Here is a 17,232-nt window from a genome sequence, read left to right on the forward strand (position 1 = left end):
ACCAGACGGAAGGCCTGCGTCTCCTTGTCGACATCGGCAAGCGTGGCGCCCGGCTCGACCCAGGCCCTCTTCGTCGTCGCATCGACGCGCACCGACTTCATCGGTGTGAGATCGATCATCAGGCCGCCGTCGCAGACCGCATTGCCAGCAATGTTGTGCCCGCCGCCGCGCACCGCGACGAGCAACTGGTTCTCCGCCGCGAAGCGAACCGCATTGACGACATCGGCGGCCCCGGCGCATTGCACGATCAGCCCGGGCCGCCGGTCGATCATCCCGTTCCAGATCGTGCGAACCTCATCATAGGATGCGTCGCCCGCATTCAGGACGCGCCCGCGCAACCGACCCGCGAGTGCCTTGACGGCCGCGGCGGCGATTGTTGTTTTTCCTGCTTGCAGATTGGTGAGGCTGATATCGTTCATGATTCGCTACTCCCACGGTGAACCATTGCCCCGGCAGCGCGGCATTCTGCGCCTGTGCCGAGCGACCGACAAGCGTGGCAGGTCACCGCCAGCTATACTCCTTTGGGGTGATCTGGCGGCGCGGGCCAACCGGGCGTTCGCACCGCCATTGTTGCAAGCAAGTATCTCCCGACCAAGCCGGGGGCTTTATTGGTGTGAGCCGCTCAAAGCGGCTGGATGGGGACGCTGACGCGGCCCCGGCTTCAATGAGCCACCTGAAGGTGGCCGTTCAACGCTACAGGTTTAATTGCCGCGGTCTTGAACATAACGGCGATAGGCGAACACCGGCAGGATCAGCGCGGTGAAGATGAAGCCGACCTTTCTGCGTCGGGTCATCAGATGGAAGTCGGCAATGATAACGCTTCGACCGCAAGGTCAAGACGCTCAGGGCCCCCCGCCCTTATGAATCATCCGCAAGCTATGGGCTTCCCAGCCAGAGCGCTTCCTCCTCAATCCGCTCCACGAAATGCAGGGACTGAACATCTAACATTCAGACCCGACCTTTGTGTTGACGGTCGAGAGGAATACTCGAGCTCGGTGCCACGGGGGAATGCTGTTGTATAGACATCCGTCGGTGACTCGGGTCGAAAATGACCTCCGTCACGCGAAACTGCCCACCGACGCGCTTGCACTGGACAACTATGTCGACGGCGACCTTCAGCAGCTTGCGAATGTCGTCCCTGTCCAGGTCCCTACCACCCTCTGATTCTTTCACGAGCAATGTTAGTTGCTCGAACGCCAGCGCTGTGGAGTCAGCGTGCACCGTCGTGATGGACCCCGGATGCCCGGAATTGACATTGCGGATGTAATAAAAGGCCGTCCCGTCGCGCAATTCCTGCAGCAGGATTCGATCGGGACGCATGCGAAGGCAGGACTCGAGGAGCTCCTTCGCGCCGATCCTGGCAAGCCCCTGATCTCCCTTGGAATAGAACAGCCGCACATGGTTCGGCTGCTGGATGACGAGCTCCGGCGTGTCTTCGATCGAAACGATCCGCTCATGGTCCGGAATGTGTTGAATGAGCGCTTTGGATAGAGTGGTCTTGCCCGACCCCGTCGCCCCCGAAATGATGATGTTCTTGCGCGCCAGCACCGCCTCGCGCAGGAACTCGGCATAGGCGGTCTTTTGATGCAGTTCGATGAGTCTCCTGTCCGCCGCGGCGATCCCGTCGCTGGCGGCTGTCACGTCGGCGAACGACCCACCCTTCTCCAGGTCGTCCAGGCTCAGCGTCACTGATGAGGGCTTTCGGATGGTAACACTGACCGTGCCCTTGCTCGTCGCCGGCGGAATGACGATTTGGATCCGCTCTTCGCCTGGAAGCGTCGCCGACAGGATTGGTCGCGTTTCATCGATGGATTGGTGCGAGAAGCTGGCCACCGCCCTGGCAAGGCGCATCAGCTTTTCGAAGGAAAGCTCCGGCAGATCATGGGTCCGCCAACCACCGGCGCCTTCCGTCAGCACCTGCCCGGGCCGATTTACGATGACTTCATAGAGCGAGGTGTCCTTCAAGAACGGCGAAAACGGAGCGAGCAGTTCACGGACGACGGTCGCGTCAGGCCCTTCCATCATCTCCCTACCCTATTTCGTCACCAGCGTCGACGACGGGCTGAAGTCACCCAGCACCGCCCGGTCGAGAATCCGGTTCCTCGGTTCCTTCACGCGGAGCCTGTAGACACCGGAAAAGTCGAGATCGCGCGCCACGAAGATCGAGAAGAGTTCACCCTGATGCTTCAGGAGCGTTGGCGGGATATTGCTCGACTGCTCGACTGCAATCGCGGCTGCCTGCTGACCGGCACTCGAAGTGTTCTGGGCATCGACGTCACTGTCCTGCAAGCGGCTGTTCGCATAGCTCGTCGCGTCTCCCACAATTGAGAGAAGAAGAGCGCTTCCAAATCGTTCCCACCAGTGGGTGTCGACATAGCCGTCTACGCCGGCCCGACCGAGCGCGTCCGTGGCAGGCGACGCCAGCGTGACGATGACACCCTTCGGCGTCTTTGCCCGGTTCCACAGAACGAAGAGACGCTTTTGCCCACGCTGAAGCCCGCTGCGATACTCGCCGACCACCTGGGTACCTTTTTCCATCAGAACGACGCGGCCATTGTCCGACAGAACATCGCGGTTGATCACGCAACTGGTGAAACCTGGTTGATCGGATGCCAGCGCGGTCTCGAGGACGCAGGGGATTGATGTTCCCATCGCGACGATGAAGTCGCGATTGCCGAGTGTGCCGGCACGTGAGCCCTCGAGTTGCGTCGGCCTCAGCAACCCGTTGAACCTCTGCTCGTCGCTATTGCTTTGGGTATTTTGGCTCATCAGATTGGCATCCAGCGGCAAGTAGCTGGAATTCGGTGACGTGACCTGATCGTTGTTTTGCCCGTTCGCTGCTCTGTTCTTCTGTCCGCTGTAGGCTATGACCGGTGCACGACGCGCCGCGTCAAGCAAGGGATCTTCCTTCTTCACCTCTTCGGCCACGACTGGTGTTGGCAGCTTTGCCTCCGGCACCGGCTGAACCGGATCCGCCTTCTCCTTGGCGGGTTCGAAGTCTGTGGTCTGGCGAATGACCACCCGCTCGACTTGAGCGTTCTCCTGCTGTCTTCTTTCGCCGCTCATCGACCACAGGGCGAAGGCGACAAAGGCAACGACGGCGATCGCGACGGCTCCGCGCTTCAGGACAGGATTGTTGTCGATCCGCCTGCCGGTGACGACCTCGGCGCGTTCGCCCGGTATACGGTTCTCGTCTTCCTGAACCATGACAATCCCCTATTGTGCTGTCGCGTCGGTCTTCACGACGCGCTCGACCGAGGGCGAGGTCGTGTTGGTGTCGGGATTGATGCCGACACGGTCGTAAGCCTCGTTGAAGACGCAGAGCACGTCCCCTCCCCTGCGCAGGATGAACTTCCGGCTGATCGCGTGGACCAGCACCAGGTAGCCGTCGACCGACTTCGACACCAGGCTCTCGCTGCCGTCCGAGTTCTCAATGTAGATTGCCGGCATCTCCTGATTGCCGACGAAGGCGAAGGTCGTGACCTTGCCGTTGTCGTAGACGCTTTGCGGCTCCAGCGCCTGCGCGCCTTGAGCCGAGTAGCGCCAGTTCCGAGGTCCATAAGCCTCGTGCGTCGCCAGCACATTGTCGGCTTCCTTCGCCTGCGCCGCGAGTGTGCGAGCCGCGGCCGCCTGTCGCCGACGTTCGGCTTCGTCGGCCGGATATCGGTATTTGACGTAGAAATAGGTGTTCTGGCCGACCTCCACCGTTCCGTCCCTCACCGTCAGTTCCATCTGGTAACTGCGGGTGGACCCGTCCCGCCGCGTTGTCACGACGGAAATGTTGGTGACCGGCTGGTGCTCGCGCGGTTTGAGGAACAGGATGTTGCCGGCGGGCGCCACTTCCCATGCAACGCTGTTGCCGAGCGCCACATGGGCGATTTCCTCGTCTGCCGCGAACTCGACCTGCACCGACGAACGCAACGAGCCGACGACGCGGGTGATATTGAAGGGCTGATAATCGACAAAGCGCACGCGGCTGTCCTGCGAAGCGCCGCGCGGGATTTCGAGAGCGAACGCCGTCGATGCGGCTCCGGCAAGGAGTAGCGCCAGAAAGATCGTGTTTCGCATCAATTGATCGCCTCCGGATCGGCCCGGTATTCGCTGACTGCAAAGCCGAGAGGGTTCACCAGCCGATCCGTCGACGACATCGGAACGTTGGCATAGGAAAAGGTGAGCGTTGCAACCCAATGGGTCGTGCGGACGTCATCACCGCGTGTGATCGTGCGCATGTAGCGAACCGAAACGACATTCTGGTTGATCAGGGAGATCGACGCGATGTTGACCCTGGCGGCGGCGCCACGACCATAGGTGTTCTGCGGAGATTCGGGATTGCTGCCGCGATAGAGTGCCGCGAACCGTGTCTGCTCTGCTTGCGTCGACAACAGGGCAATCGTCCGAAAATTCTCTTCGGCCTCGCTCCAGACATAGCCCTCGCGGGCGCGAACGTATTTCGCGGCGAAGTATTTGGTCACAGCTTCGTCGTAGGTTCCGGCGGTCGAGGTCAACGCCGAAACGACATCGACGATGCCGGTTGAATTGTCGACCCGCACCACAAAGGGCTCCACGGTCTTCAGCGGCGTCAGCCCGGCAATGGCGAAGATCGAAGCGCCGGCGACAATGCTGGCGACAATGGCAATCGACCAGGCGATGCGGTTCGATCGTTCCACCTGGAGCATACGATCCTGATCGAAACGCCGCGCTTTTTCGAAGTAGCTCTTGAGATCATCCGTCGACACCATGGCACTACCCCTCGCAACGACGGTAGGAGGCATCGATGTCGAGATGGGCAAAGGCTGGCGGCTCCCGTTCCTCTTCGGCATAGGCCGCGGCCATGTGCGACGAGGTTACCGGCCCTGCATCGGAATGCTTCTGGCTGAGGTTATTCTTGTCCTCCCACTGCCACATCGAGCGATTGAGTGGCCGGCGCGAATAGCCGTCGCATTTCGGGAGCGGATAGGTCATCGATGCGCAACCGCTGAGAGCGGCCGCCAGGCATAGGAGCAACATTGGTCTGATCATTCCGAGAAGGCCTTCTTCTTGTTCGTGCGAAGGACGTCATGAGCTGGCACCCTTCGATCTGAATGTCCTTCCGACCGCGCGAATGCCGCGGCCGGTGGCACGGAAACTGTGCGAGGCTGCCCAGGCGAGCGTGCTCTCATGCGCGTCGCGGGCCGCGCCGTAGCCGTAGATCAACGACGCGCCGCCCGCGGCGAGTGTCGAGGCGATGTTGGGCAGCTGGTAGAAGACGTAGAGGGCGGCAAGGCAGATGGCGCAAAGGGCGATCGGCCGCATCAGGACATCGCTATATCCCTCGATCGCCGTGAAGGTGGTGTCGATGCAGGTGATCAGCAGCGAGCCGACCGCAACGACGAGCACCTGCAGGATTACGAAGTTCGCAAGCTGCCCGATCCAGGCCTCGGTGAAGCGGCGGGTCGATTGGAACATGGCAAGCGCCACGAAGATCGGGCCGATGGCGAGCACGATGGCGAGCGCCAGCCTTGCATAGAGCGAGACGATGTAACCGATCGCCGCGACGATGAAGCTCGCCCCGATCACCATCATGCCACCGACGCCGGTAACGATATCGACGGGCCAGGATGCGCGAGACCAGATGTCGGTGGCGGAGGCCTGCCCCTTGTCGAGGAGACTGTCGAAGGTCGAGGCGCTCGGCGCCGTACCGCTGTTCAGCGCCTGGGAGATCTCGCGCGGCAGGGTCTCAAAGAAGATGTTGGTGACATAGGTCTGGTATTCGCTGGCGTTCTTCACCAGCATCACGATGATGGCGAGCTTGATGGCGCGAAAGGCAAAATCGATGATGGGTTCCTGCACAGACCCGCGCAGCACGAGATAACCATAAAGCACGACGTAGAGAGTGACCGCAGCCGTCAACGGGCCGGTGACCCACGCGGCAATGTTGGACGTTCCCGAGGAGATGAAGGTCTCCAGCGGCGTCTTGAACTGCTCGTCGACGAACGCGAACACCTCATACATGGTCGTCAACCTCCCAGCGACTGGCGCATCCGCTGGAGCCGCAACTTGCCGTCGGCGGCTTCGGCGTTCCTGCAGTTCGTCGTGTCGCCAAGCTTGCCCGGATTGTTGCGGCAGTTTGTGATGATGCCGAAAAGCAAAGCTTCGTCCGCGACCAACTCGTCAACGGTGTAAGTGCGTTCGACCGGCTCCGAGCATGCCGCCACCCCGAGTGTCGCCAGAAGAACAAGCACTTTCCTCATTGCAGGGCCGCCTTGATTGCGTCCATGCGCTGGCGCCAATCCTCGGCCTTGCGCTGTTCGTCGACCTGCGCCTGCGCCTGCTGCACCATGCGCAGCCCCTCCATCCGCAACACATCGGTCTGAAGGAAGGCCTGCTCGGCTTGAAGCCGAGCCTGAAGGTCGGCAATGTCCTTGCTATCGCTTGCCGTCGAAATCTTCTCGCGCAGTTGGTCGATGCCATCGATCCGCTTGGTCGCGGCATCATAAATCTGCTGTCCGAGGCTCATCTGGCCGGCATTCTTGTTCTGGATGCGGGACAGCTCTTGGGCATAGAAGTCGTCGGCGCTGGTCCGATACGTCGAATTGCTTTCCAGGAATTTCGAGGCGGAGTCGCTGAAGACACCGGTGCCATTGCCCGTTAACAAACCCTCGATGGCATTGAAGTCAGTCGGCAGCGCCTTGCGGATGGCAGGATCGTTCAGGACGTTCGCAACGTCCGCCATGTCGGTCAGTTTGTTCAGCGAGCCGTAGAGCTGCTGCGCTTGTTCGATCTGCTGATTGAGCGCGTCGAGCTGTGACTTGAGTTGCGCAATGCTCTCGATCTGCTTAGCGATCGCCGTCTGATCGATGACCGGGATCCCCTGCCCTGCCGCAGTATTGGCGGAAATAATGAGCGCTGCCGCAAGTGCTGCACCATGAAGTCGATAGGAAGCCATCAGCTTGCACTCCTTCTTCTTTGCTGGAAAACGGGAAGCCAGTTCGTGATGTCATTGCCGACCTCTGCACGGACCCGGTCGGCGAGCTCGACATTGGCGGTGCGGCCGGAAAGGATGGCGAGTTCGTCATCAAAGCCGTTGAGGTTCAGCTCAGCGACGACGCTGTTGTGGCCTTGCTTCAGGACGAACCTCCGGCTCTCGACGGAGAGTTCGCGCGCGATCAACTCATATTCGCGCTCCGTGAGCTTGAAGCCGTCGACATAGTCGCCGCGATCGCCGCGCGAATTTGGCAGGAAAATTTGCGTCGGGCATTGCTCGATGATCGTATGCGCGATCGGCGAGACGATCGCGTCGCGCGGGCTCTGCGTCGCAAACAGCATGAGGCCGTTCTGCTTACGGATCGTCTTGAGCTTGTTCTGGGCGAGGTCGCGAAACCCTTCGTCCTGAAGCGCTTTCCAGAACTCGTCGATGACAATGATGATGCGGCGGCCGTCGATCAGTTGCTCGACGCGATGGAAAAGGTAGGCCATCAGCGGCGTGCGGATTTCCTCATTGTCGAGGAAGTCGGTCATGTCGTAACCGACGAACTTGCCGCCGACGCCAAATTCACCGAAGCCGATGTCCTCGATGACGTTGTCGAAGACCCAGCCGAGCGGCCCTCCCCTCTCCCACCGCCGCAGCCTCGCGGCAATGCCTTCCGGATCGGTGTTGTTGAGGAAGGTCCTGAGTGCGCCGATCGTGCGGCCCTCGACCGGAAGGTCGGCGAGGCCGTCGATAGCGGCAGCGATATCGCGGAGTTCGGTGACGGTCAGTTCCCGCGAGGACGAACCGACGAGCTTGCCGACCCAGTGCGCCAGAAACACCTTGTTCTCTGGCGAGAGCTCGAGGGCCTTCAAGGGGGCGCAGCCGGTCGGGATGCCGTTCTTGAGGGGCAGGTAAGTGCCGCCGGCGGCCCGCACGTAGAGATCGGCGCCCCTGTCCTTGTCGAAGAACACCACATGCGGATCGTGCTTTTCGAGCTGCGACAGCATGAAGTTGAGGAGCACGGTCTTGCCGCCGCCCGACGGTCCGCAGACGAAGGTGTTGCCGAGGTCGCCGTAGTGGAAATTGAAATAGTAAGGTGAGCCAGAAGCCGTCTTGAGCAGCGCGACGGCGGGTCCCCATTCATTGCCGTCCTTCTGGCCGATCGGGTAGGAGTGGAAGGGCGACAGCGCGGCGAAGTTCCGCGATGTGATCGCGCCGGAGCGGGCGCGGTAACGGAAGTTGCCGGGCAACTGCGCCCACCAGGCCGCCTCAAGGCCAAGATCCTCGCGCGCGACAACCGCGCCGCCGCTGGTCAGGCTGGCGCGCGCCTTGGCGAGATTGTCGGTCAGTTCCTTCACCGATGAGGCAAAGACGCAAAGCGTCAAATGGTGTTCGCCGAGCACGAACCGGTTGGATTCCAGATCGTCCATCGCATCATCGAGCTCCTCGATCTGAGAAGCCGCCTTGTCGCCGCTGCTGACCATCTGGTTTTGCTTGCGGCCCATGACGGTGCGCGCGTCGGCCTTCGAGACGAAAGAGAAGGATTGCGACAGGATGAGCTCAAAGGGACTGGTGAGCACGTCGTCGAGCATGCCGGTCCTGGTGCGGGCCGGATATTCCCTGAAGCTCAGCATGCCGGCATAACGGCTCGTCGCCTCGTGCCGGATTTCGATCGTTTCGCGGCCGACGATGACGCGGTCCGAGTAGATCGCCGAAGCAATGCGCCCCTCGGTCAAAGGAAGCGGTTCCCGCCGGCCGCCGACGAGCTGATGCAGCACCTCACTCGGTTCCGAGAACAGAAGGCCGTCGTGTTCGTAGAGGGACAGTACGCGCGGCTCGAAGCGGTTCAAAGCGGCGGTGACGTCGACAACCTTGTCCCCAAGCTGCTTGAGGGCTTCCTCATCCAGTTCGACATCCGCCCGGCGAGCCCTTCGCAGCCGCGACAAGAGCTTCGCTGCCTTGTCGGCGGGATCGCGAGCCGGGGACCAGAGGATCGTCAGATAGAGGTCGTTGCGGAACAGATCCTCGCCCACCATGCGCGCGCGGTATTTGTCGTTGAGCGCAGAGGAGAAAGCCGTTGTGAAGGTGCCGTCGGGGTAGTCGCTGTCCCGGCGGCGGATGAGATGGGTCCACAAGGCGAGCCGCTCATCGGAAATGTTCCGGTAGAGCGTGTTGAGGTCGCGGTGGAGAGCATTCAGGTCGAGCACGTCCGCCGTCTCGAACGAGACGCCGTCGAGCGCGACCACCACCATCAGTGCGCGGGTATCGAGAGCGATGGTCGACGGGTCGACGTGACGCACATAAGGGATGAAGGTCTCCGGTCCGAGCTCCCGAGCTTTCAGCGTCGCAATGCTAGGCAATGGCGAGATCCCTTTCATTGTAACGACGGGCGAGCCTGAGGGGCGACACGGTTGCACCACCCCAATAGGAGCTGTTGCGCGACCGGCCGCGCGTCTCCACCCAGGCCAGCAGGATGCGGAACATGTTGTGATCGTGCTTGACGAGCGCACGGAAAATAAAATGGAAGACGACACCGACGGCCAAGTAGGCGATCGATCCGGCGACGATGTAGAGGATGGTGGTGAGCATGATGTTCATGCCCATGGCTTCCATCGTCACTCCGGCGATCATCGCCGGCCTGGTGCAGGCAATGAACAGGGTATCGTCCTCGAGTGTCGGCCGCGCGTTCGCCATCTGTCAGCTTCCGACAATGGTGTTGACGAGTTCGGTCGCGCCGAAGATGCCGCCGATGCCGATGATCCAGAATCCGGCTCTCCTCAGATCCATGTAGCCGAACATCCAGGCGATGCAGATTACGATCACCGCGATGACGGCGAGCAGCTTGGCGATGTTGCCGGTCAGCATCGTGACGATGTTCTGCAGAACGGTCTCGATGCCGGCCGCCTGCGCGAAGGCCGGCTCGACCAGGACGGCCGCGATGGCGGCGGCCATCAGGCTGGAGGCGGCGATCGGGCGGATACGGGCACTGAAGGTCATTCACTCTGCTCCATTTGATTGTTCTGAAACACGAGGACGGAAGATTTCCGTCGCGAACTGAAAACATCCCAGGCGGGCGTGGATGCTGTCTGGTCCACCGGTGGATCATCGCTTTCGGCTTCGACCGCGGCATCGACAGCCGTTGCCTCGCTCCGCCCCCTGCCCTCCTCACCATCGTCAATTGTCACCGCTGCAAGGGTTTTGCTGACGTGCTTCACTTCCTGGCGGACCTGCTCGTCGTATTTGACCATGGCGCCGACAGAGGGATCGTCCCGTCCGTAGTAGGATTGCAGCATCACTTGCTCGGCCCGCTTCGGATCGGCGCCAGCCTTGATCGCGAGCCGATAGTAGCCATCGAGCAGCGTGGCGGTGGCTTGAAGGTTCAAGCACGGATCGAACGCGTCGGAGATCGACAGCTTCAGCTTCCGAAGCTCCTCCATCCCTACCCCACCCAGGCCGAGCTGAATGTCATGTCGCTCCGCGGCGAGTGTCGTCGCAGCCTCGATCGCCTCGGCCTTCGATTTCGGCTGCCTGACAAGCGGTGCGCCGCTATTGATGCGAATGTTGTAGGGGGCAAAGCTGCTCTCGAGGCTCACCACGCCGGCAAGAGTCTCGGCCGCAACAAGCGGCGCGCAGGTCTGTGCAAGATCCACGAACGCGACGGGCATGCTCAGTACCACACCCTTTGACGACCAATGCCGTCGATCGTCACATCAACATAGTGCGGTTGCGAGCGAACATGTGGCCGCACAGACACATGGCGTCGGCATTGACGCTCTCGGCCATTCCAGCCCCATCCGGAATTGCCTCGATCTGAGTAGCATTCGCTGGCTGGGACAGGCTGCGGTGTCGTCGAGACACAGCTCGCCTCCTGCCCGTGATCGCCGTAGCGAACCGTCAGCCGATAGCCCTCGTCGCAATAGTAGGGTTCATATTTCGGCCGGGAGGCCTGGAACCCGGCGCCGCTGCAGCTTGGAAAAGAATGCCCTTTTGCAAGTTCGCGCCACAGCTTTTCGACCGGAGGCCGGCATTCGGCAAATTGCGTTGCGCCACCAGGGTTGGAAAGGCAGAGGATAACCTGGCATCCCCAGTCATCGGCGCGGGCTTTGCTATCGAAAGCCCAAGGGAATGACGCTAGACTGACTGCAACGACGAATGCCCCCACGAGAGCTTTTTTCATGATCACCACCATCGTTCACAGGTGCGACGCAGCACGGAACCAACAGGCTCGCGACTTCGCGACTCGTTATACTATCAAATATCTGATAGCTTGAGCGATGACAAGCACACGCAAACCAGAATCGCAGAATCAACGGATTTCGGTCCTCGCCCTGGAGGAGGTTCTCGACAAACCAGTCGAAGGGGAGACACCGCAGTCGCGATTGAAGCAGGTCGGCATGATGACGGTGCTCTATATGATGCATCAGCGCGGCGAGAAGCTGACGCTCGCAAATATCAGGGAGGTTACCGGGATGACGCGCAACACAGCGAAGGAATCGATTGATCCGCTCGTTGCACGCGGCATTCTGCAGGAGACGATCGTGAAGAATTCGATAGGGCGTGGAACAGCCTGGCAATACGAGTTCTGTCCGGAAATCTTTGATAAGTTGAACCTCGACCGATCATAGCCGATGAATCGCAAGTAGGCGGCTGCTTGCTGTGTCGGGAACTTGCCTCAGCAATGCTGTCCTCGAGACCTTGGTCGGCAGTATCAGCACGGAAGGGAATCGGACGGCGAGTCGCGCGGCGTCCTGCTCCCATTCTCGCGACGAGCGCCTTATTTCTGCAACAACGCGGATAGCACGCTTGTGGGATTCACAGCAAAACAGATCGGTAGAAAGCCGGAATGAAAGGCTTTCCAACCCGCTGAAAATAAAAGAAAAAGTGAATGGTCCTAGGCTGTAGTGACGAATTAATCATTTGAGCCAGAGCATGATGCTTGCGAGTTTTATGAAGCCGAGGAAGTTGGCGGCGAGCTTGTCGTAGCGTGTCGCGATGCGTCGCCATTGTTTGAGTTTGGCAAAGAAGCTCTCGATGCCCCATCGCTGTTTGTAAGCGATACGATCGTAGGCATGTTGATGCTTGCGATGCCGGCGCGGCGGAATGACTGGTTCGCCACCTTGATCAAGGATGAGGTCATGCAGGCTGTCTGCATCATAAGCGCGATCGGCAAGCACCTGTTTGGCCGGCAATCCACCCATCAGGTCGCAGGCGCAAGCCATGTCGTTCTGTTGTCCGGGACCAAGGCGGAAGCGAACCGGTAGCCCAAGCGCATCGACTACAGCGTGGATCTTACTGCCAAAACCGCCTCGGGAGCGACCAAGAGCCTGGGCTTGCGTTCCCCCCTTTTTCGGCGTCCGCCAGAGGCTTGCGCCTGCGCTCGGATCACAGTGGCATCGATGGACAGCCATTCCACGTCCGGATCGGCGGCCACTGCTTCGAAAACCCTGTCGAACACACCCTGTTCGATCCATCGATAGTAACGCCGTCAGTCGCTGCGCGGGCCGCGCTTGCCTTTGCGTCCGCCAGGCACGAACGGCTTCAGCCGCTCCCATTGATCATCCCTAAGAACTTCACCATCCATCGCCGACGTCCAAAAGTCAGCGTTGAATCCGATTTGTCCCCAAAACGGAATCCCAAATCATTAAATTGTCACTACAGCCTAGAGCTTTAACCTTTCGTTAACCAAAAAGCTCTCGCTCAAAAATCAGAATCGACGCTTATTGCCAGTGGCGGAACGAACTGCAGAAGCTCGTCATAGCGGGCAATCCGCTCGCCTCCCCTATCGACAACCTCGCGCGTTTCCATGCGCCGGATTGAAAGCGTATTCGCAAGATACTCTCCGAGCTCGCGAATGGCGTTCTTGAAGGTGAGCAGTACGGTGTCGGCATAAGTCTTCCTGGGGTCGGTTCCGGCTGGGGGCGAAATGACACTCTAAGCAGAGATTGTTGCAGCTCGCTGGTGGGGAGTGGCCGGTTTCGATCTCATTGCGGCCATTAGGAATGTTGCCCGGGGGCGGGGGAGGTGTAAAAATTCATATGGAGCCGGCAAATCAAGAGAGGAGCCGAGTCGATGGACCTCAAGTTCAAGGTGATGATCCATGTTGGCCGCCCGGTCGGTGAGGTGTTCGAGGCAGTCGCGGACCCGAAGGAGCTTTCGTCCTATTTCACGACCGGTGGCGCTTCGGCGCGGCTGGAAACCGGCAAGACGGTGATGTGGGATTTCGCTGACTTCCCCGGTGCCTTCCCGGTCGAGGTCGACGAGGTCGTGCCGAACGAAAAGATCGTTCTTCGCTGGGAAGCAGCCGAAGGCGAGCTGGTCTCCGACAAGGGCATCGACATCAAGCCGGCCGGATACCAGACCACGGTCACGATGTGGTTCAAGCCGACCGACGACGGTCGAACCTTGGTCGAAATCGAGGAAAAGGGCTGGCGAGATACGGAATCCGGACTCACGGGCAGCTATGGGAATTGCATGGGCTGGTCGCAGATGCTCGCCGCGCTGAAGATGTGGGTTGAGCGTGGCATCAACCTGCGCGAAGGCGCTTACAAGTAGGTCAGGCCACTTGGCGCTCGATGCTCAAGGAGCCGGCGCGGCGCTAATGACCGCTTTCCACCCATTCCCGCCATCGGCTCGATTGTTAGGGCTGCACATTTTCTACAATTGGCCGCTCGCGCTTGGCAATTTCCCCGACCGTATTCTTGCTTATGCCAAGGTCGCGGGCGATCCAGCGATAGCTTCGACCTTCAGAAATCAGCGCCATAACCTTGGGCGCAATGCGGTCTGATGTGGGTCGCTGGCCAGATTGACGGCCGAGCTTTTTGCCGCGTGCTCTTGCGGCTGCGAGACCGGATTTGACGCGTTCACTGATCAGGTCGCGCTCGAACTCGGCAATGCCGGAAAGGACCGTCGCCAACATTCGTCCGTATGGCGAGGCTAGATCGAAGGCCATGCCGTTCATCGCGATGACCGAGACCTTCCAACTTTCCAGTTCCCGTAGTGTGTTGAGAAGATCAACGGTCGATCGGCCCCACCGTGAAAGTTCCGTGACGAGCACCGCATCAATCTGCCGAGCCTGGGCGAGAGCGAGAACCTTCTTTCGTTCAGCGCGGTCGAGTTTCGCTCCAGAACCTGTCTCTTTGAAAATTCCCGCCACATCGTAGCCGGCGCGGCCGGCAAATGCCGTCAGGTCACGCTCCTGGCGCTCGCATGACTGGTCGGCAGTCGAAACCCGGCAATAGATGGCGGCGCGGTGTCCCAATTGAACCCTCGTGGATTTTGGTGCCGGAAGGCCTTGATTTGCACGGGCTGAGTGTTGTCCAAAACAGACTATACTTCAATAGGGACAATCGAGATGCCGAGACGACACATTCTCACCGAGCGACAACGCTTGGCACTGTTTGATCTGCCGACCGATGAATTGTCACTGCTTCGGCATTACACACTGGGCGACGACGACATCGCACACATCCAAGAACGCCGCAGGCCGGAAAATAGGTTGGGGTTCGCCCTGCAGCTTTGCGCGTTGCGATATCCAGGGCGCGCGCTGGTTCCAGGCGAAATGATCCCGCATGAGGTTCTGTCGTTCATCGGGGCTCAGTTCGGCGTCCCGGCAGATGCGCTTATCACCTATGCCGCCCGGCGGCAGACCCGTCAGGAGCACATGGAGGCGTTGCGTGAGATCTACGGTTACAAGACCTTCGCGGGTCGTGGTGCCCGTGATCTGCGGGACTGGCTTTTCGATCAGGCTGAAGAGGCCCGTTCGAACGAGGATCTCGCTCAGCGTCTGGTTGCACGTTGTCGTGAAACTCTGACGATCTTGCCAGCGGTATCGACAATCGAGCGACTATGTGCGGACGCGCTGGTCGCTGCGGAGCGGCGGATCGAGACGCGGATTGCGGAAAGGCTCGATAATGTTGCGCGCGAACGGCTTGATGGGCTGCTGACCGAATTGCTCGATGCCAATATCAGCCGTTTCATCTGGCTTCGCCAGTTCGAGGTCGGCAACAATTCCGCAGCGGCGAACCGGCTGCTCGACAGGCTGGAATTCCTGCGTGGCCTGGCTCTTGATCCGCAGCTTCTCACCGGTATCCCGCCGCACCGTGTCGCACGCCTGCGTCGGCAGGGTGAGCGCTACTTCACCGATGGCTTGCTGGACATCAGCTCGGATCGACGCTGGGCGATCCTTGCCGTCTGCGCAGTCGAATGGGAGGCGGCGATCGCCGATACCGTGGTCGAGACCCATGACCGAATCGTGGGAAAGACCTGGCGTGAGGCGAAACAGCTGCATGACGAAAGGATTGCCGGTTCCAAGGCAGCGGTCACCGATACTTTGCGCGCCTTCACCGCTCTGGGAGCCTCTTTGCTCGAAGCCCGCAATGATGGTGTGCCGTTGGAAATGGCGGTCTCCAAATCGGCAGAATGGGGTCGGCTGGAACAACTGGTCGCGACAGGCGCTCAGCTCAGCAATAAGCTGGCCGACGATCCATTGGCTCATGTCGGACAAGGATATCATCGCTTCCGCCGCTACGCACCCCGCATGCTGCGATGCCTGAAACTCAAGGCAGCGTCAGTGGCTCAGCCTTTGATCGCGGCGGCGAAAGCCATCGGGCAAATGCAAGCGTCACCATCGGCAGCCGACAGCTTCTTACGTCCAAATTCGAAATGGCACCGGCATCTTCGAGCGCAAGACCAGGGCGACAACCGCCTCCGTGAGGTGGCAGTCCTGTTCCATCTCAGGGATGCTTTCCGATCCGGTGACATCTGGCTCGATCATTCGCGCCGTTATGGCGATCTCAAGCAGGTTCTGGTGCCATTGACCACAGCACAGACGAACAGCAGGCTGGCCGTTCCCCTTGATCCGGAGGTTTGGCTGACAGATCGCAAGGCGCGCCTCGCCGATGGTCTGAAGCGGCTGGCCCGCGCAGCTCGCAACGGAACCATCCCGCACGGCAGCATCGAGGATGGAACGTTACGGATCGATCGGCTGACAGCCGACGTTCCGGACAGTGCCGAGGAGCTGATCCTCGATCTCTATCGCCGGATGCCGTCTGTCCGGATCACCGACATCTTGCTTGAAGTCGATGCTGCGGTAGGATTCTCCGAGGCCTTCACCCATCTACGAACCGGGGTTCCGTGCGGCGACCAGATCGGCCTGCTCAATGTCCTGCTCGCTGAGGGGCTGAACCTGGGACTGCGTAAGATGGCGGAGGCCACGAACACGCATGATTACTGGCAGCTCTCGCGCCTTGCCCGCTGGCATGTCGAAAGCGAGTCAATGGACCAGGCGCTGGCGATGGTAGTCGCTGCCCAACGGAAACTACCGATGTCTCGCTTCTGGGGCATGGGCACTACCGCATCGAGCGACGGCCAGTTTTTCCCTTCAGCCCGGCAGGGCGAGGCCATGAATATGGTCAACGCCAAATATGGAAACGAGCCCGGCCTCAAGGCTTACACCCACGTCAACGACCATTTCGCGCCGTTCGCGTCACAGACTATTCCTGCGACCGTCAGCGAGGCACCTTATATTCTTGACGGCCTGCTGATGAACGAGGCTGGTCGCCAGGTTGGAGAACAGTACGCCGATACAGCCGGGTTCACCGATCACCTGTTCGGGACCAGCGGCATGCTCGGATACCGACTTGTCCTGCGCATCCGCGACTTGCCCTCGAAGCGCCTCTACGTGTTCAATCCCGCTGGGACGCCCAAGGATCTGCGCAAGCTGGTCGGTGGGAAAGTTCGCGAAGAACTGATCGTTGCGAACTGGCCTGACTTGTTCCGCTGTGCCGCCACTATGGCTGCCGGCAAGATCAAGCCGAGCCAGTTGCTCCGCAAGCTTGCCTCTTACCCACGTCAGAATGACCTGGCGGTTGCGTTGCGCGAGGTCGGCCGCGTCGAGCGGACACTCTTTATTATAGAGTGGATCCTCGACACGGACATGCAGCGGCGCGCCCAGATAGGTCTCAACAAGGGCGAGGCTCACCATGCTCTCAAGAATGCGTTGCGCATCGGCCGCCAGGGCGAAATCCGTGACCGCACCACCGAAGGGCAGCATTACCGGATTGCTGGCCTCAACCTACTCACCGCAATCATCATCTACTGGAACACCGTCCACATCGGCCACGCGGTCGCCGAACGGCGAAGCGAAGGACTCGATGTGCCGCCCGAACTTCTGGCGCACATCTCTCCGCTGGGTTGGGCGCACATATTATTGACAGGCGAATATCTCTGGCCCAAGGCCGCAAGCGCTTAGAGTGTCATTCCGCCCCCAGCCGGAACCGACCCCT

General features: G+C 60.3%; 18 protein-coding genes and 1 pseudogene. 3 read left to right on the forward strand and 16 right to left on the reverse strand.

Annotation, left to right across the window (positions count from 1 at the left end; translation table 11 throughout):
- The 14 genes from BC363_RS27395 to BC363_RS36120 form a co-directional block, all read right to left on the reverse strand.
- Nucleotides 1-419, reverse strand: a 419-nt coding sequence (locus tag BC363_RS27395; RefSeq protein ID WP_141690452.1) for an FAD-dependent oxidoreductase, incomplete at its 3' end; no start/stop codon positions are given.
- A 529-nt stretch (nucleotides 420-948) separates the two neighbouring features.
- Nucleotides 949-2,025, reverse strand: a complete 1,077-nt coding sequence (gene virB11 / locus BC363_RS27400) for a P-type DNA transfer ATPase VirB11 (protein WP_083223681.1) — start codon at nucleotides 2,023-2,025, stop codon at nucleotides 949-951.
- 9 nt (nucleotides 2,026-2,034) lie between these two features.
- Nucleotides 2,035-3,207, reverse strand: a complete 1,173-nt coding sequence (virB10, locus tag BC363_RS27405; protein WP_065786035.1) for a type IV secretion system protein VirB10 — start codon at nucleotides 3,205-3,207, stop codon at nucleotides 2,035-2,037.
- 9 nt (nucleotides 3,208-3,216) lie between these two features.
- A complete protein-coding gene (gene virB9, locus BC363_RS27410) occupies nucleotides 3,217-4,068 on the reverse strand; it encodes a P-type conjugative transfer protein VirB9 (RefSeq protein ID WP_065786034.1) in 852 nt (283 codons plus the stop codon).
- The gene (locus BC363_RS27415; RefSeq protein WP_065786033.1) at nucleotides 4,068-4,739 is read right to left on the reverse strand and encodes a virB8 family protein; all 672 of its coding nucleotides are present in this window, start codon (nucleotides 4,737-4,739) and stop codon (nucleotides 4,068-4,070) included. The genes virB9 and BC363_RS27415 overlap by 1 nt, the downstream gene beginning before the upstream one ends.
- A 4-nt stretch (nucleotides 4,740-4,743) precedes the next feature.
- On the reverse strand, nucleotides 4,744-5,019 hold the full coding sequence (locus BC363_RS27420) for a hypothetical protein (protein ID WP_065786032.1): 276 nt from the start codon (nucleotides 5,017-5,019) through the stop codon (nucleotides 4,744-4,746).
- Nucleotides 5,020-5,055: 36 nt separating this feature from the next.
- A complete protein-coding gene (locus BC363_RS27425; protein ID WP_065786031.1) occupies nucleotides 5,056-5,991 on the reverse strand; it encodes a type IV secretion system protein in 936 nt (311 codons plus the stop codon).
- Between the two features lie 5 nt (nucleotides 5,992-5,996).
- The gene (locus BC363_RS27430; RefSeq protein WP_065786030.1) at nucleotides 5,997-6,230 is read right to left on the reverse strand and encodes an EexN family lipoprotein; all 234 of its coding nucleotides are present in this window, start codon (nucleotides 6,228-6,230) and stop codon (nucleotides 5,997-5,999) included.
- Entirely contained in the window at nucleotides 6,227-6,925 is a 699-nt protein-coding gene (virB5, locus tag BC363_RS27435) for a P-type DNA transfer protein VirB5 (RefSeq protein ID WP_065786029.1), read from the reverse strand. Before virB5 ends, BC363_RS27430 begins: the two co-directional genes overlap by 4 nt.
- Nucleotides 6,925-9,327 carry a VirB4 family type IV secretion system protein gene (locus BC363_RS27440; RefSeq protein WP_202618627.1) on the reverse strand — a complete coding sequence of 801 codons (2,403 nt, stop codon included), beginning with the start codon at nucleotides 9,325-9,327 and terminating at the stop codon, nucleotides 6,925-6,927. Before BC363_RS27440 ends, virB5 begins: the two co-directional genes overlap by 1 nt.
- A complete protein-coding gene (locus BC363_RS27445; protein ID WP_065786027.1) occupies nucleotides 9,302-9,643 on the reverse strand; it encodes a type IV secretion system protein VirB3 in 342 nt (113 codons plus the stop codon). The genes BC363_RS27440 and BC363_RS27445 overlap by 26 nt, the downstream gene beginning before the upstream one ends.
- 3 nt (nucleotides 9,644-9,646) lie before the next feature.
- Nucleotides 9,647-9,946 (reverse strand): TrbC/VirB2 family protein, encoded by a 300-nt coding sequence (locus tag BC363_RS27450; protein ID WP_065786026.1) that lies wholly within the window; start codon nucleotides 9,944-9,946, stop codon nucleotides 9,647-9,649.
- Nucleotides 9,943-10,614: a lytic transglycosylase domain-containing protein gene (locus tag BC363_RS27455; protein WP_065786025.1), complete on the reverse strand. Its 672-nt coding sequence runs from the start codon at nucleotides 10,612-10,614 to the stop codon at nucleotides 9,943-9,945. Before BC363_RS27455 ends, BC363_RS27450 begins: the two co-directional genes overlap by 4 nt.
- A 2-nt stretch (nucleotides 10,615-10,616) precedes the next feature.
- Complete coding sequence (locus tag BC363_RS36120; RefSeq protein ID WP_083223682.1) at nucleotides 10,617-11,126, reverse strand: hypothetical protein; 510 nt, start codon at nucleotides 11,124-11,126, stop codon at nucleotides 10,617-10,619.
- Between the two features lie 97 nt (nucleotides 11,127-11,223).
- Here BC363_RS36120 and BC363_RS27460 point away from each other — a divergent pair, with 97 nt between their 5' ends.
- Entirely contained in the window at nucleotides 11,224-11,574 is a 351-nt protein-coding gene (locus tag BC363_RS27460) for a transcriptional regulator (RefSeq protein WP_065786024.1), read from the forward strand.
- 288 nt (nucleotides 11,575-11,862) lie between these two features.
- Here BC363_RS27460 and BC363_RS27465 read toward each other — a convergent pair.
- Nucleotides 11,863-12,530 (reverse strand): annotated as a pseudogene (locus BC363_RS27465) (IS5 family transposase).
- Between the two features lie 488 nt (nucleotides 12,531-13,018).
- Here BC363_RS27465 and BC363_RS27470 point away from each other — a divergent pair.
- The gene (locus BC363_RS27470; RefSeq protein WP_065787058.1) at nucleotides 13,019-13,501 is read left to right on the forward strand and encodes an SRPBCC domain-containing protein; all 483 of its coding nucleotides are present in this window, start codon (nucleotides 13,019-13,021) and stop codon (nucleotides 13,499-13,501) included.
- 85 nt (nucleotides 13,502-13,586) lie between these two features.
- On the opposite strand, the gene BC363_RS27475 is transcribed toward BC363_RS27470, so the two are convergent.
- Complete coding sequence (locus BC363_RS27475) at nucleotides 13,587-14,207, reverse strand: recombinase family protein (protein WP_065787059.1); 621 nt, start codon at nucleotides 14,205-14,207, stop codon at nucleotides 13,587-13,589.
- 93 nt (nucleotides 14,208-14,300) lie between these two features.
- Here BC363_RS27475 and BC363_RS27480 point away from each other — a divergent pair, with 93 nt between their 5' ends.
- Complete coding sequence (locus BC363_RS27480; protein WP_065787060.1) at nucleotides 14,301-17,198, forward strand: Tn3 family transposase; 2,898 nt, start codon at nucleotides 14,301-14,303, stop codon at nucleotides 17,196-17,198.
- Nucleotides 17,199-17,232 lie beyond the last annotated feature (34 nt).

Origin of the sequence: Ensifer sp. LC384, from assembly GCF_001695865.1 — a bacterium.
Classification (GTDB): Bacteria; Pseudomonadota; Alphaproteobacteria; order Rhizobiales; family Rhizobiaceae; genus Ensifer.